This window comes from Vibrio owensii CAIM 1854 = LMG 25443 (assembly GCF_000817815.1).
GTDB lineage: Bacteria > Pseudomonadota > Gammaproteobacteria > Enterobacterales > Vibrionaceae > Vibrio > Vibrio owensii.
In genome coordinates, this window is the sequence record NZ_JPRD01000015.1 from 229218 (window position 1) to 243935 (window position 14718).

General features: G+C 40.9%; 27 protein-coding genes. 2 read left to right on the forward strand and 25 right to left on the reverse strand.

All coding sequences use genetic code 11. The features are described 5' to 3' along the window. Positions 1-573: 573 nt before the first annotated feature. The 9 genes from H735_RS09880 to H735_RS30825 form a co-directional block, all read right to left on the reverse strand. On the reverse strand, positions 574-888 hold the full coding sequence (locus H735_RS09880) for a hypothetical protein (protein WP_020194479.1): 315 nt from the start codon (positions 886-888) through the stop codon (positions 574-576). A 153-nt stretch (positions 889-1041) separates the two neighbouring features. Then, positions 1042-1263: a hypothetical protein gene (locus H735_RS09885; RefSeq protein WP_152447575.1), complete on the reverse strand. Its 222-nt coding sequence runs from the start codon at positions 1261-1263 to the stop codon at positions 1042-1044. A 230-nt stretch (positions 1264-1493) separates the two neighbouring features. Beyond that, positions 1494-2132, reverse strand: coding sequence for a hypothetical protein (locus tag H735_RS09890; RefSeq protein ID WP_020194481.1), 639 nt, complete (start codon positions 2130-2132; stop codon positions 1494-1496). A 14-nt stretch (positions 2133-2146) separates the two neighbouring features. Beyond that, complete coding sequence (locus H735_RS09895) at positions 2147-2806, reverse strand: hypothetical protein (RefSeq protein ID WP_020194482.1); 660 nt, start codon at positions 2804-2806, stop codon at positions 2147-2149. Positions 2807-3217: 411 nt separating this feature from the next. Continuing rightward, a complete protein-coding gene (locus H735_RS09900; RefSeq protein ID WP_020194483.1) occupies positions 3218-3397 on the reverse strand; it encodes a hypothetical protein in 180 nt (59 codons plus the stop codon). 12 nt (positions 3398-3409) lie between these two features. Beyond that, positions 3410-3592, reverse strand: coding sequence for a hypothetical protein (locus H735_RS09905; protein ID WP_020194484.1), 183 nt, complete (start codon positions 3590-3592; stop codon positions 3410-3412). 149 nt (positions 3593-3741) lie between these two features. After that, positions 3742-4008, reverse strand: a complete 267-nt coding sequence (locus H735_RS09910; protein ID WP_020194485.1) for a hypothetical protein — start codon at positions 4006-4008, stop codon at positions 3742-3744. Positions 4009-4198: 190 nt separating this feature from the next. After that, positions 4199-4570, reverse strand: coding sequence for a hypothetical protein (locus tag H735_RS09915; RefSeq protein ID WP_020194486.1), 372 nt, complete (start codon positions 4568-4570; stop codon positions 4199-4201). Positions 4571-4822: 252 nt separating this feature from the next. Further along, positions 4823-5077: a hypothetical protein gene (locus H735_RS30825; protein ID WP_095665322.1), complete on the reverse strand. Its 255-nt coding sequence runs from the start codon at positions 5075-5077 to the stop codon at positions 4823-4825. A gap of 475 nt (positions 5078-5552) precedes the next feature. On the opposite strand from H735_RS30825, the gene parM reads away from it, so the two are divergent. Both parM and H735_RS09930 read left to right on the forward strand, forming a co-directional pair. Then, a complete protein-coding gene (gene parM, locus H735_RS09925; RefSeq protein ID WP_020194488.1) occupies positions 5553-6608 on the forward strand; it encodes a plasmid segregation protein ParM domain-containing protein in 1056 nt (351 codons plus the stop codon). A 5-nt stretch (positions 6609-6613) separates the two neighbouring features. Further along, on the forward strand, positions 6614-7177 hold the full coding sequence (locus tag H735_RS09930; RefSeq protein WP_020194489.1) for a hypothetical protein: 564 nt from the start codon (positions 6614-6616) through the stop codon (positions 7175-7177). A 47-nt stretch (positions 7178-7224) separates the two neighbouring features. Here the strand turns inward: H735_RS09930 and H735_RS09935 are convergent, their stop codons facing one another. The 16 genes from H735_RS09935 to H735_RS10020 form a co-directional block, all read right to left on the reverse strand. After that, a complete protein-coding gene (locus tag H735_RS09935) occupies positions 7225-7404 on the reverse strand; it encodes a hypothetical protein (RefSeq protein WP_020194490.1) in 180 nt (59 codons plus the stop codon). A 7-nt stretch (positions 7405-7411) separates the two neighbouring features. Continuing rightward, positions 7412-8005 carry a hypothetical protein gene (locus H735_RS09940; RefSeq protein WP_020194491.1) on the reverse strand — a complete coding sequence of 198 codons (594 nt, stop codon included), beginning with the start codon at positions 8003-8005 and terminating at the stop codon, positions 7412-7414. A gap of 108 nt (positions 8006-8113) precedes the next feature. Then, entirely contained in the window at positions 8114-8383 is a 270-nt protein-coding gene (locus H735_RS09945) for a hypothetical protein (RefSeq protein WP_020194492.1), read from the reverse strand. A gap of 26 nt (positions 8384-8409) precedes the next feature. Then, on the reverse strand, positions 8410-8865 hold the full coding sequence (locus tag H735_RS09950; protein ID WP_020194493.1) for a hypothetical protein: 456 nt from the start codon (positions 8863-8865) through the stop codon (positions 8410-8412). 46 nt (positions 8866-8911) lie between these two features. Next, a complete protein-coding gene (locus H735_RS09955) occupies positions 8912-9487 on the reverse strand; it encodes a hypothetical protein (RefSeq protein ID WP_020194494.1) in 576 nt (191 codons plus the stop codon). Positions 9488-9519: 32 nt separating this feature from the next. Further along, complete coding sequence (locus H735_RS09960) at positions 9520-9843, reverse strand: hypothetical protein (protein ID WP_020194495.1); 324 nt, start codon at positions 9841-9843, stop codon at positions 9520-9522. A 156-nt stretch (positions 9844-9999) separates the two neighbouring features. Further along, positions 10000-10398, reverse strand: a complete 399-nt coding sequence (locus H735_RS09965) for a hypothetical protein (RefSeq protein WP_020194496.1) — start codon at positions 10396-10398, stop codon at positions 10000-10002. 298 nt (positions 10399-10696) lie between these two features. Further along, on the reverse strand, positions 10697-11098 hold the full coding sequence (locus tag H735_RS09970; RefSeq protein WP_020194497.1) for a hypothetical protein: 402 nt from the start codon (positions 11096-11098) through the stop codon (positions 10697-10699). 39 nt (positions 11099-11137) lie between these two features. Next, positions 11138-11380, reverse strand: a complete 243-nt coding sequence (locus tag H735_RS09975; RefSeq protein ID WP_020194498.1) for a hypothetical protein — start codon at positions 11378-11380, stop codon at positions 11138-11140. A gap of 502 nt (positions 11381-11882) precedes the next feature. Beyond that, a complete protein-coding gene (locus H735_RS09985; RefSeq protein ID WP_020194500.1) occupies positions 11883-12107 on the reverse strand; it encodes a hypothetical protein in 225 nt (74 codons plus the stop codon). Positions 12108-12136: 29 nt separating this feature from the next. Further along, positions 12137-12325, reverse strand: a complete 189-nt coding sequence (locus tag H735_RS09990; protein ID WP_020194501.1) for a hypothetical protein — start codon at positions 12323-12325, stop codon at positions 12137-12139. Between the two features lie 300 nt (positions 12326-12625). Next, a complete protein-coding gene (locus tag H735_RS10000) occupies positions 12626-12994 on the reverse strand; it encodes a hypothetical protein (protein ID WP_020194503.1) in 369 nt (122 codons plus the stop codon). A gap of 138 nt (positions 12995-13132) precedes the next feature. Then, positions 13133-13624 (reverse strand): hypothetical protein, encoded by a 492-nt coding sequence (locus tag H735_RS10005; protein WP_020194504.1) that lies wholly within the window; start codon positions 13622-13624, stop codon positions 13133-13135. Position 13625: 1 nt separating this feature from the next. Further along, on the reverse strand, positions 13626-13925 hold the full coding sequence (locus H735_RS10010) for a hypothetical protein (RefSeq protein WP_144382829.1): 300 nt from the start codon (positions 13923-13925) through the stop codon (positions 13626-13628). A 115-nt stretch (positions 13926-14040) separates the two neighbouring features. Beyond that, entirely contained in the window at positions 14041-14364 is a 324-nt protein-coding gene (locus H735_RS10015) for a hypothetical protein (RefSeq protein ID WP_020194506.1), read from the reverse strand. A gap of 70 nt (positions 14365-14434) precedes the next feature. Further along, entirely contained in the window at positions 14435-14665 is a 231-nt protein-coding gene (locus H735_RS10020) for a hypothetical protein (protein ID WP_020194507.1), read from the reverse strand. Between the last annotated feature and the right edge of the window lie 53 nt (positions 14666-14718).

A 14718-nucleotide genomic window follows, 5' to 3' on the forward strand; every position in this document is an offset into this window, starting at 1 on the left:
AACCAAAAGAAGCTATGTGGGCATATTAAGTTAAGCTACAAAATCACATGACTGTTGTTGAATGAATTTGTTATAGCAGGTAAAAAACGAGGGCGTTGGATCTGGTCATGGATGATTCAAACTTATGACTTGAAGATGAAATTCAATAAGTACCAATCGCTTTAGAACAGAGACATGAAATACTCAGAGTTGAAAAGTTGGCGAGGTACTACTACTTCCTGATCTAAGCAGTTCCATAAAGTTAATCTAACATCCACTTCGGCCAACTCGGTGTAATCGCGTACACCAAATTTCTCGATAAATGTACGAACAGCATCACAACAAACATTAGAGGGAGAAAACTAAAATTACCGTCAAAAACATGCCTAAGAACTATCGTTACTATGGGAATGCTCACTAGAGATGTTATGACTATCAGCAGAACTGAAATTATTTTTTTAAACATACCCCACCCAAATTAGACTACAACTCAACCCTCTGATTATCGGTTGATTCAGAATGACTTTCCAATCCCGAGGAACCAAATGCAAAATTGCTCTACCATGCAAGCGGACCCTAAAACGATTAACATTGTTAATTTGCCGAACTACGATATAGGTTAAAAGCTGTCTTTAGGTCTGCTTCCGTTATGTCATGTTTAAAAGAGTGAGTCAGTTTTCTGTTGAAAAAAACTGACCAAACGTTGTTTTCAAACTTGATACATAACTCGACATTACCCTCTTCACCTTCAGAAGAAAGCTTGGTCACCACATTTAAGTAACCAGGAGCGGTGTTATACTCTCTGTTAATAGGCGAGTGGTAACCAGAATCGATAGCGGCATTACTTATCATACCACCGACTATCTCGACTACATTGTTTATAGTTTCGTTATCACTATTCAAAACCATTACATCCTCCAAACTAGTCTAACCCATCAAATTTCAGCGTAGAACGCTTAAAAAAACTCACAGTACAAGGTCAAGCTAGGCAAATTCTACCATGATACTTCGACACTATAAGCAATTTGAATGATAAGGGACTAGCCATTTTAATTTTGCTGTTTACTTCTGAGGGGAAAGTAGGCTATCAAATACTTTATGAACAGGTACAAAGACCAACTCAAGCGCGTAATCCATCTCGTTGATAAATGGTAGGAATTTGTTATCAAAGAGAACACTGTCAATTTTCTTTAAATCAAGAGTTTCGCCATGGCTAGCTTTGATCTCTTTAACAATCGCCACAACACATTTCTTTTTGATCAAGGCTTGATCTTCAAACTCCAATAAAAGGAAATCCTTTATTGCTTGAACCGTAACTAATGATTGAATTTCGCAGTTGGTCATAACTCATTGTGTCCACTAGAAGAAAAGGTGCGGGTCACGCCCAGTAATTCGATTGCCCAAAGGCTATCAGAAAGACCACCCGCTCTAAGCTGCATAGATTGCCACTCAGCAATTTAATGATATTAAAACAAATTGATATGTAATGATAATGGGAGATTGATTGTTATGCTTCAAGATACTTTGAAGAACTTAATCGAGAGCTCACCTACCTGCCACGCCCCTAACTGTGCGTTATAATACGCATTCATGGCTTCATCATAGTTGACTGAATAAACGTTTTGTTTATAGTCACCATCCACCATTTCTGCTTCCATTACCGCCTGATCATTGAGATTGTCGTAATCATCTACGGAAGTTACATTGAAATGACGTACAAAATTGTCGTCGATCTCGACCGCATCAGCCATACGCATTTGCTCTAGAAAACTATGAACTGGCTTTACTTCGATCTTATAAGCGAAATAGCCATCACAATCTTCAACTACACTAGAATACCAATCGATCAGGTTAGCCCAGCTGTCCGAATCTGAATATTCACTTTCAACGGCAATGATAACTTCATCACGAGTGATTGCAACGTCGTCATCAGAAGTGTACTGCAGAATATCAATGTTGTTGCTATCTGCACTTTCGGCAAACAACTCCGCATACGAGTCAGCGATTCGATTCTTCACATGATGGAACAGTACTTCGACCGCTTCTAATTCACTGCCAAAGGATAACGGTCCTTTCATCGTTTCAATTGGGTTTGTTGGCATAGGATCGCCATCAAAAAAAGTTAGAAGGTGTGTGGTTTGGTTAATATTCATGATCGACTCTCTGATTAGTGTTGGATTTGTTGACGTTCAGTTTTCTTATCAATTAGTTTCTTGAGTGCGTCTTCGCGTGAGCAACCCGACATTAGCGAGTACATATGAGTCGCTTGCTGGTCGAAGAAATTAATAGCCCATTCAGGTGTAAGCTCACCTTTGCTGCCAATCTGGTATTCCCGTCCCTCGAACACGAAAGAAAAAGGCTTAATTTCACCCAAGCGAACACCTACACGCAATTCGTTAAACATACCCATGGTTGCTACATTGGCGATCGGATTTTGGGTAGTTAGGAGATTTCGGTACCAGTTTGTTACCTGCCAGTCACTAACTGCATAGCGGCTATCATCAGTGATGATGACTTGGACCTGCTTCATAATTGGGGCGTAAAAGCAGTTTGTTTCAGATTTAAAGACAATTGTCTTATTAGCCTTGTTCGTATAAACGATAAAGTGAAACTGCTCGTGTGAGGAATAGCAATCTATTTCACCGAACCCTCGCACAGCATGAAGATTGTCCTCCCATGAAGCCATATCTTCCAGATCCACTAGCGTTGCTTGCGAGTTGTGAAAATCTTCTTTGAGCATTGAATCAATGTGCTCCCTACCCTCGTCATCTGTTATTGGAGTAAGTTCAGCATTGATAAAAGCTAAGGCTGTTGTTGAAATCGGCATTGTCTTTGTACCTATACGGATTAGTTAAGAACTGTTTGTATGGTAGCAACGGAAAAACTAATGCAAGTGATCATACGAAGGTACACCTAAATGGTGCAGACAAAAAAAAGCAGCGTTCACTGGGAGGAAACGCTGCATATTGGAATAGCCAATTAAATGTTACAGGAGTATGCATAACACAACACCGAACGACGCTTATCAGCCACATCGTTCAGTGCCGTTATTATAACAAATACAAATTTATAGCTGCTGATCATGTACCTTTTTATTTTGCTGGTGGATAAACATATCAACAAATTGCATTCCCCTATGCTGTTGTTTGATGAGCAACTACATAATTTATCGCCCTTTCATGAACAGAATAAAATTAGCCTAAAATGAAGCTGATCTTAAATGACCTATTCTAGCTTGTTACAAAGCGTCAATACTACGGCAATACCAAGTGGCACCATCACTTTCCAATGACTCCAGTTTAAAGGGGTTCTGTCTACCGGAATCCATACTCACTAGCATACCGATCTGACCAAATTCGTCTTTGACCTTAATGGGTTGCTCTAAAATAGTGATTAAAACTGTATCAGAACTAGGCATTGAGACTCTCCATTACTGGATCACTACTAAGTGATCGATGCTTACACCACCGGCCTTACCTGAAATTTTCACGACATCCTCGCCACATACTTGCCAGACTTCTGATCTCACTTCATGTTCAGTACATTCCGATTCGCCCATAATTGGGTAATATTTTACTTTCGTGCCGATAGTTAATTGCTGCGCTTTTGCCATTGATAATTCCATTTTTAATTACTGAGATATAATTCAACCTCTAAACTACTTGCCGAGAGGAAGGGTTACTTGTCGTATTTATGATACTTGCTGCTTTTCCACAAGAAAGCAGCCTCTAACGTTACCACCGAAAACTTATGACCAATTGATCATAGAGATGTCAACGCTTTGAAAGTTCCTGGCTTAACGGAAAGTATGTAGTCACCATCCATTTCTGTTTGAACTTCATAAATCTTACCCATTTCGACACCAGTAAACTGTCGAAAAATGTTATCAGGACCATACGGCTGATTATTCAAATCAACCAGTTGCAAACTACAACGATGAGGAACTTCTGAACCGTGCGAATCAAGAGCAGGTTTGCAAACCATACGTTTACATTTGTAAAGCTTATCATCATTGAAATCTTTCAACATCTGGATACCCCTTATAACATTGGCTAATGGATCATATTTGATAGTTCAATAATATCTTTTACCTTGCTCAAACAAGTGATCATAGAGCTTTACTCGTAACAAAAACCTACAAGACTGACCCTGTAGGTTTCGTGGTTTTTTTGAATTATCGGACTTATCGATGCTCAATAAGACCTATCTGAAAAAACAGCTAATAGTAACTGGACCTTGCATTGCTAAATTTTATGTATATGAACGTGAGTAAAACGAGTACTGAAAATATGCCCCCAAATCTCAACACGTACTCATTCACAAGATAGTGAATCACCTTTTTGAGTTCATTTTCTGATAGTGCCGGTAAATCTAACAATTCTTTTTTTTCAAAGATGTCTCTTCCTTCTTTTATTAGAAGAAGTTCTTCCTTTTTCTTCGCCAGCTTTCGTTTTTCCTTAGCAACGTGCTCAGCTTGTGACTTTTCATACAAATCAACTTTTACCGGCTCTGGTAAAGCTGCTTTTTCAATGGTTTCAATAATTCCAACTCCTACGAGAAGAATTGCCATAATTATCAATGTAGTTCTCACGACTTTCTCCCTTGTGAGGTCCTATCACTTTCAGAACCCTTTTTCTGTTCTAAAAGTAGTTCTCTATACAATTGCTCTGCCACCATCCCCGTAATGCCAGGAAACAATGGAAGTAAAGCCTCAGAGAACTTGATGTTTCGCCTTTCCCGTAATAAGCCACCGGGAGTGATCACATTGCAATCCTGTAACAAGCGAACACCCTGCTCGGTTGATACAAAAGCTCGAGCTTTTTCTTTGGCGTCATACGCGATTTCACGCTTTGTTTTGCTCGTAATTAGATTTTTTCGCTTCTGATATTTTTTCATTCCGGTTCTTGTCTGAACGTTTTTGTAAATAGCCAATTGAGCCAATTGCTACTGTCACGAAAAGCGCAACAATCAACCCGACAAAAGAGAAGAGTTTTACACCAAACAGCAATACCGAACATAGATGTACAAATACGAACATCATGACCAACTGAAGTAATGACTTGTACCACACTCCCATATAGGTTCTGTAGTTAAACATAAGCATTCCAATACAATAAATTAAACATGGTTTCTTATCATAGTTCGGACTGCTTCTAATCCTCTGATCTAGTCACACAACACAAATTCTGACCAATTTCAGCAATTAAAACTAACACCTCACAAAGATACTCAATAAAAATCAAGGTGCGCAAATTCAAAATTGGAAGGTACTTACCCATGCGCCAAACCTAAGTTGAGCCTTACTTTGAAACTCAAATTGACATCATAATGATACTCAAAGTGAGTATTCATAATTAGACCAAAAACCAAAAAGACACTTTGACTACTTCTGTGAGTATTCAATAGATACTCAAAACAAGGTTAAATTTTGCCGCTTGATCACTTCCCATCAAATGAAAGGGCGAAATTGTGGAAAGAACACCTCAATTAGAGTATATTTCTGATAACACCAACAAATAGTCTATTTTGTATGCTATTTGAACAATCTGCGAGATTTGGAAGAGGACAAAAAAGTGGAACAGAATCCTATCCCTGTAGTTGCCATTGATGACGGCTCGACAAACATAAAGATTTCTCATATCAAACTTAGCAAGCTGCTTACATATGTTTGCACGCACTCTTTTGCTGAGGGGCACAAACCAGCACCTCACGGTAAAGAGGGGTTTAATATCACTATTGGTGACAACAAACTGCACTACTCGAACGTTAATTCCCTAACGACAACTAACAATGAGTTTCAGAACTCCGACGTTAACTTGGCGGCGATCCACTATGCCCTGCTACATGCCGGCATTGGTACGCCAGAAGAATACCCATTGATTGACGTTGTTGTAACGCTGCCAATCTCACAATACTACAACTACCAAAATGGCATCGATCTGACCAAGAACGTCACCAACATTGAAGCGAAGAAAAAAAGCGTCATGCGCAGAGTTGAGATCAACAACGGCATTGAGGCTGCAGATCAGGCTGACAGCAACAAATACCAGTGCGTTACACCATTCAAGATTAATAGTGTGAAAGTGATGCCTGAGGGTATCCCGGCAATTATGTCTACACTATATAATGCAGAAGTAGACGACTATTCAGAGTCAGTTGTGGTTGACCTGGGTGGTAACTCGCTTGAACTATGCCTTATCATTGGTGAATTCCAAAGCCTTATCCCACAAGGCTTTGATAACATCAATGTCAATCAGGTAATCCGTGCAGTACGAGATGCTTGGGGTTCTGAACAGTCACAATCACGCATCAGTCACTTAATTCAAAACCGCAAGAATGAAGCATTGTGGAAAGCAACCTTTAAGAACGAAGAAAAGCGCGAAGCTGTTCGCACTGCAATGAATGAAGCAACAGACAAACTTGCCTCACAAGTCGTTGAAGTGACTAAAGCACTTCGATCTGCACCAAACCGTTTATATCTGGTAGGTGGTGGTTCTGAGTTAATCCTGCCTGCGATGACCGAAGCATTTGAGAAAGATTCAGATGTGATCATGATTGATAAGCCGCAAACAGCATTGGCACGAGAAATTGCAATTTCCCAAGCTGGGGATGCTCTTGCTGAGGGTTAGTAATTATGGCTGGCAGAGAAAAGATAAGCAGCATATACATTTCTGACGCAGATAGAGACGATGTGGAAGCTCTTAGGAGCTTCCGGCAGGCGAAAGAAGATAAGAAACATAGCTTATCTCATTCTGACTTATATAAGGCTGGTCTAGGGTTATTTACCGCAAGCCCAGATCTTGTCAAAGCTTGTAAATTGATACCTTCATTCGGCTTCAGTAAACCCGAAGATGTATTGAATTACATGGCATTGGCACTTAAAAAAAGTACAACGTATAACTTGGCCGACATGGAGCCGTTTGAAAAGCAGATTCGAGACCAATCGGAATTAATTAAGTCTCTATCTGAAATGGTAAAGCAGCAAAATGAAATAATACGTGGCTTGTCAGGTACGGGGGTAAATGCGTCAGAACGTTTGGAAATGGAATCACAACTGAAAGAACAACCAACAACCTGCTCACAGACCCAAGTTGTTGAGAGCTCAGACAAAGAGGATATTTTCAGAACAGAATCTCTTGAAAGTGAAGATTTACCAGTGACAATGAACCGGAAAGTTCCTCCAGGTATGTGTTCGTAAACTCAACAAAAAAGGTGCCGTAGAACGAGCACCTTTTTTATTAACTGTTACTCAGGTTTTTTACGCCGTTCTTCGAGTTCCAATTCTTTCTCATCATTAGCAAGCTTCTTGGCGCGAACATGTTCCCCTACCCAGTCGGAAGCTCCACTCAATGTATAGATAATGAAAACTACCACTAACACGAGAAAAATATAGGTAATGTCGGATTGATCAATAGGAAGTGGCATAACTACCTCACATCGTAATGATGTCTACTTTGTTTGCAAAGTCATCATCAACCAAAAGAGGTTTATAGATAAAGTCGCTCTTGTCCTCTTGTCTCCATACAATTAGTTGAGAAGCATCGGAACCAATGTTGTGGCCTTTGGCTCGCAGCGTTGGGATGATCGACAAGTCATACACAGTCATATCGCTAGCAGTAAGCCATACGTGAACGTCTAATTTGCGGTCTAACTTGCGACCGTCGTCAATCGTATCACGCACTGTGCGTTTCGTTGCTTTATAAATGTTCTCGCCCTTGTAGAACACGTTACCAACCGTGAGCTTTAGGTTAGCAAACTGCGGTAAAGATGGCTCACTGCAGTTCTGATCGAAAAATAATTTAAAGCCGTGACTAACAATATGGCACTGGTGTGCAATACAGCCCGGGTTCATATTGTTACGTCCTTCAATGAAATATTCTGCCATTTCAGCAATCAGCTGACCCATTGCCAAGCGTAAGTCTTCGCTATCAGGCGACATTACAATCTGGCGGATCTTAGTGTCATTGTCACTTGTATTAAGGTTTGATGCTACATCGAGGAACATCTTTTCATAGGTTGTTGCCATATTTGCTTTACCGTTCAGAATACTTAATTTGCTTTAAATAGATCACACTTCCCGCATTGCGCGTAGAAAGCATTGTGTGCCAATTTAAGAAGATTGGCACACATTCTATCACTCTTCTTCATCCAGCGTTAGCTGAGGGTGTTTAGGCTCGCTCAATTCACTATTATAGCGAGAGTCGAACGGGACATATTCAAGGTCGAATTTCTTAGCCAATTTACGGGCATCGGAAATTGCTTTCTGGTGTTCAGAATACGTTTCATCGTTCACATTAGCCCAGTCATTGCGTTGATAATCGACAGAAAAAGCAAGGTCTATGACCGTGATTTTCTTTTGGTCACCGCCCGGGTAGGCAAGAAAGTAAAATGTCTCGTTATCCATGGGAAAACTCCTGCTATGGGCTTGTACTATGCCCAATTAAATTCTAAATCCATATTTCGATAAGTGCTGATTCTTAGTCCCGGCAAAGCGATACAGTACGTCACGCTTTCATCCGTTGCACCATACGATTCAAGTTCAGCGATAAACGCTTTCAGTGATTTGACATTCTCTAGAACCTGAACAGATTTCGTTGTCTTAGTTTTTATTTTAGGATCACAATCGCTGGTGTCGTAGACCATCGCTTCTGCAGATTGCCCTGCATCAAAATCCAAATCCAGATCGGTAAATACTCGGGCAGCTACACCCTGCAAGCCCATACAAAAGATTTTGTTATCAACCGCCATACCTAAGCTTTCAGCGGCATCAATTACACCTTTAAGTTCACCAAGCGAATGAACAACTTTGTTAATACGTTCCGTTGGTGTACTTTCTGGCTCGATAGTACTGAAAAACTCGGTAATACTCATTTCTTCCTTGGTCATTGCAATATCCTACATATTGCTGGCAGCTATGCCACCAGCCAAATCACTAAAGCTGATCTCTTGAAGTAATAATATTGCCCCATTCGATCGGTCCACGGTGTTCTTTAACCGCTAGGTCTTTTAAGTGGTCAAGCCCGGTGCTATTAAAACTACCAATCTGATTACCAAAGGTGACCAATTCACCGCAGCTAATACAAGAACCGGTGTAAACATTGAATCGGCTGCTTTCGCGCTCAAACTCCGTTGAGTCCAGGTCAACAGCAATCAAAGTACGATTCTCATAACGAGAACGAACACTGGGACTCTTACAGTTACATTTACAGTGCTTTTTAGCGACCATAGCGTAAAAATAGTCAGAATCCATCGTTTCACCTATGAAGACGTCAGAGCGACGAATCGACTTCTCTAAATCACCAGTGAGATAACCGCCGATACCTTTATCGCCAAGCCAGATGCCCGTGCTTTTACGGCGATTCTCGTCAGAGTAACCGTGATAAATATTGAACATATCACCACGTTGAATATCATTGCTTACGGTAACACGGTTAATAAACCCTGCGCCCTGGACGTCAAAATCATGAAAGCCATTTTCGCTTGAAACTAGTTTAATCTGAATTGCCATTATATTGCCCTCTCCAAAGTTAACGTGATTTATTACAGGTCGTGTACCGCGACATTGAATGTATCTTCAATCCAGCGCCAAATATCATAAACACTTGTGCCGGACTCGAACATGAACCATTGTTCTTCTACTTCTTCATCAGAATTGACAGCTACAGCGTCAAGGGTTTTCCAAAGCGCCTGCGCCGTAATACGGTCAGTCGGTACCACTACAATCATTTCGTCATCATTGTTTGGGTCTGGACATATTTCATGACTTTTAAGGCCGTTGCGTTCAAGCTTCTTAACAAGACTATCAAGCAGGCTCTTATCGTGAGAGCGAACTAAATTAGTATGATTGATAATTGGATTTGGCATAACGACTCCTCACTCCTAAAGGTTTAACTGTTTTGTATAAGTCAATGATACAAGTGACGTAAACGAAACAAATGATCATGAAACTATGCAAGGAATAAGAGTTTTATATAGGAGTAAGATTCGCCGGAAACTAGAAATACCCGACAAATCCTTTTATCAGAAGTGTTTTGAAAGCTCTTGCGCTACCTGCAGTCCTTTAGGGGTAAGAGCCAAGAACTTCCATTTAGGATTCATTGGGTCGCAACGAACTTCACAAAGTCCTAAACCAGCCTTATCAGCATCTTTTCTCACGGTCAGGGTACGGAAATGTCTGGACGCAGCCGCCTGAGAGATATTGAAGCGCTCTTTAATATACGTCGGTGACACTGTATTAACTGGTTCAATAATGACTTTAATAAAGATCATCATCGTTAGTGGATGTACTTCTGAGTAGATTAAGGTTCTGAATGCTTCGATTTGTTTAATGAATGCCAGGGCATTAGCTTCATTCAATTGAATGCTAGTTACATCGGATATTGTCATATTTTCAACCAACAACGCTTCTGGTAAATCCATGAGGGAATAGGCGCAAAGCAAATATATTTTGAGAGTAAAGCCGAATCAAATCCATCTGAAAACGGCTAAACCATTATACAGCATATAAACCTGAGAGTAGACATACGCTTATTCGCTTTTTGATCGCATATTCGAAATCTCTGGCTCGTATACTACTTCAAACAGATACGTTTTACCGCACCCTGGGCAGGTCCACTCGTGGGAGGAGCCGTCTTCTCCATTGATTGTAGTGGGTTCTTCTGGTGAATAATCACAGTTATCAATGTCAGGGCATTCTAGGAATAGATCAACTTCGTACTCAGCCATGACCGTACCGTTGTTCTAACTCGAGTCTTGCGTCCAAATGAAGAACATCATAAACCGGAGCATCACCAGTAACATTGCCATTAGCAAAATCGAGGTCACATTCTGCTAGATCTCGCTTTAATACAAGTAACTGCTCATCACCATAATGCTTAACTAGCGCATTTCGAAATTCCAAATCGATATGACAGTTTTTAAATACATCCTTGTTTGTGTCTGTCTGCGTAACAGCGTAAATGCATCCCTCTTCTGAGCTAGGAATAAAGATAATGTCACAATCACGGTGCTTAAACCCAATCGTAACACCAAAACCTGACTTGCTCCGCTCTTTGCGATCCATTTCTAATATGTTGTTAATACCAGTATCTTCAAGAAAGATAAGCTTACCGATTTCCATAAGTTACTACTCCAACAGATAAATCTGAAACAAGGCAAACTAAGCCTTGCCTAAATCAACAAAGAGAGCCTTAAGCGCCTCTTCCATAGTCTGTACGCTAACAACTTCATAGCTATATGGATGCCAGTTCATTTTGATGTGAGACGCAACCATTTTGTCGATCACAGCTTGAGATGGCTCTTTGCCGTCAGTCTCAATGATCACACGGTCGGTAAACTCGCAATTGATTGAAAGGGTTACCACAAAACGGTTTTCTGTATTGGCATTGAACTTTTGCTGCATATCAACATTCCAGTTAGTTAAGTTATAAAGATATGATAATGCCACTTCAAATCATGCAAGTGATCTGAACACTTTTCACCGGCGGTTGATTTCATTGCATCTCGAACTTACGAACTTCCTTGCGCCAGAACAAACCACTTCAACAGCTTAATACTAAGAATCCTGTGAATAGTTGCTGGCAGGTTAGCCCCTTTTCGGTTCGGTTGAGATGATCACGTACAATCCAACGACTATTATCGGAACAGTAAAAATCCATGTGGTAACAACTGCAAAACTAAACACATTGACAAATATCGGTGACATGCCGGACTCAATAATGAATTGCTCGTAATCAGTAGATAGCATAGAGGCAGCTACAACAGACTGAGTCATGAGCAGATATTTATCTGTCCATTTTTTCGACACCCATTCAGACTTAGTAGAGAAATGATAACCATAATATGTGGCAACTGCGCCAGCCAATATGATTGAAATCGGTAGCCAAATGTGTACGAATAACAATCTACTTCACCATTACTTCTGCGCGAGGACGGAAAATCGCAAAGCGATCACTGCACTCATTGTTAAATACACTCACCGCTTGATGTGAGTTAAGTACAAGTTGTCTTGTATGCTCGTATGGTAATTTCATCTCAGCAACAACTGTATCATTAAGAATTGCCACACCCTCTACCATTACAAAGCCTTTAGCTTCCATGGCATCAATAACTTGTTGAGAAACTTTCATGATCTAATCCACCTTTGTCAATGGGGTAATTACGGAAGAAGAACAGCAGCTGAAAAGCCACCAGCAACAAAGCCTACGATCAGAAATACCATATTGGAGATTTTGGTAAACTTCGCTTGCTGCATTTGGTCCTCGCGGACTAAGCGACCATTGATAAACACGTTCTTCCCTTTAACTTCGACAGTAACGTCGTTGGTCGAAATGACTGAATGTCCCATGCCTTAACCTTTATTCCTGTGTTGAAATACGAACTTTAATAGCCAAATGCCTGCCAGATGCCCGAAGAGCGCCGCCGGCATTACCAAATACCAAGGAGATAGGACAAGTGAACCTACCAACGCCCCGCCTGGGAGGGAATTTGCCCTTTCTTTTACGGAGAGATAAGTAAGGCCATAAACCAACATCCCACCAATAAACGCCAATATAATACTTACAAGAGTTCCCATGCCCTTAGCACACCTATTATCAATGTTGATCAGTTTACATTTCGCAGAAAGATTAAGCTGGTGGTACCCAGCTTAAGCGTCCAATGATTTCATAATGCGACGATATTCAATACGAGCACCCACAAGGCGATCGTGATGACCTTCACGAATATCAACTCGCTTCGACTCTACCGCGCCAGCTTGTACTAAATGATCAAGCATATGAACTACATCTGCAATGCAATCAAATGGATTTGCAGCAGGTATGGTCTTGAGCTCTTTCAAGCATTCCTTACCAAATTCCTTTACGTTCATAAACGTATCAGGAGCGTATTTCAGTACCGTGTCGTAAAATGGGCGACTGTTAGGCTGCTTTAGCATCTCTAAGGTCTCCTGGTACCCTTCAGGGCGTTTTGAGAAGGTTGGTTCTGACTCTCTACGGTATGGTTGCTGCTCGCTCATTATATTCTCCTCATGCTATAAACGATTTGTACCTGATGGGTTCATAATATGAGCATCGAAGGTCAAGCAATTGATCTTTTTGCTATACACGAATCTCGACTAATGCGAGGCCAAATAGCCCCGCATCTGATCAGTAAACTAGTCATCCGGCCAGCGAAGCGTTAAGTCAGCATGAAAACCGCACTCACTCTCGTTCCAGAACGCCGCTTCACAACCCAAGTTGGTAAAGCAGCAATCAACATCAGCTTGATGAAGAGACAGCCACTCGGCATAGGTATGTCGCCCCAGACCAAAACGGAAATTCCAAGAAGACCATTCGTGAATTACAACAGGCTCGTTTTTTCCGTTGTTGATATTCCCTTCTTCATACTCAGTTGTTAAACCAAGTTCTTCTAGCTTTTGAATGCTCGAAGCTAACAATTCATTATCAAAGTCATGGAAATTAATTTTCGCTTCAGACAGGTACCCTTTAGCCGTATAGGTAGACATCGGCAAAGTTGGTGCCGATACAAATACTGGGATCTCTCCCTGCAAAGTTAAGTTGGAACCTTCGTATGCGTTACCATAGGCCTCAAGGAAACGAGCCAACATGACACCGCGGTTAAATGCTCTTTGATGTTTTAAGTTCATGTTAGGATGCCTTGTTCGCCAATACAGTATTATTGTTGAGGAATGCCGTGACGACGCTAGGAAACCCTTTAATCAAGCCTTTTTTCTGCGCGAACGTGAATAATTGCTCTACCAGTGACATGTCACTTAAATAAGCCGTGCACTCTTTCCATTCACCACGTTGACGGTCGTAATAACAAAATGGCATTGACAGTCTGCCGCGCTCATCCATTTGCACCTGGCCGTCATAAGGAAAGTAGTGTTTACCTTTATGCGAAACTGCTGGCTCAGTGAATTTTTCTGAAGTAACTCGAAACATCATATGCTCCCTACCTTGATAATCTGATGATAGGTCGATGATATCGCTTGAACTTCATGATTAAGTGATCATGAGGCTATACAGGAAAGGGGGCAAACCAACTTTCCGTCACCTTGTCTTACTTTTCCCGATCATCGAAATAGTTTCCTGAGTCACAAACAACTTGTTCAGCCTGTAGCCCGTTATCATGTTCAATAACAGTTACATGACAAAGCTTATCTACAATGACCACATCGACCACTTTCTTTCCGTCTGCATCACGAATGTCTTTGACGTAACTAAGTGCCATAACCGCGACCTGTTGACCAAACTGAGCAACATTGAACTTTTGTTCTGCCATCTTTAGTTCAGCAACAGGAATTGTATAGTTATCTTTGCCTTCAGTAGCTACCGCGCTCGATGCCGAAACAGTTAAAAGTATTGATATAAAAAGCTTGTTCATAACCTTCCGTTTTCCTCTAGGCCAACCAAAACTACTAATACAGATGTAAATAAATCCCCCATTATTTTCCTTAATTGCTCGTATTTAGTTCATCATCACGCCATACAGCGGTATCGTCACCACCAAACGGAAATCCAGTTTCTTTCAAATGCCATGAGAAAAGCATCACATCGGCACAATCTCCAGTAACTTTTTCAAGTGTTTTCTTATCCTCTATATGCGGGGAAAGTAACACTTCAAACTGCTTCTTCAGCGTTTTAAATTGCTGTTTTTTCATCTCTAGGTCATTGTTGTGTGACATGATTTTGTTCCTCGGTCTCTGTTTAGTTTCATGATCGACTTTATCATGGATTC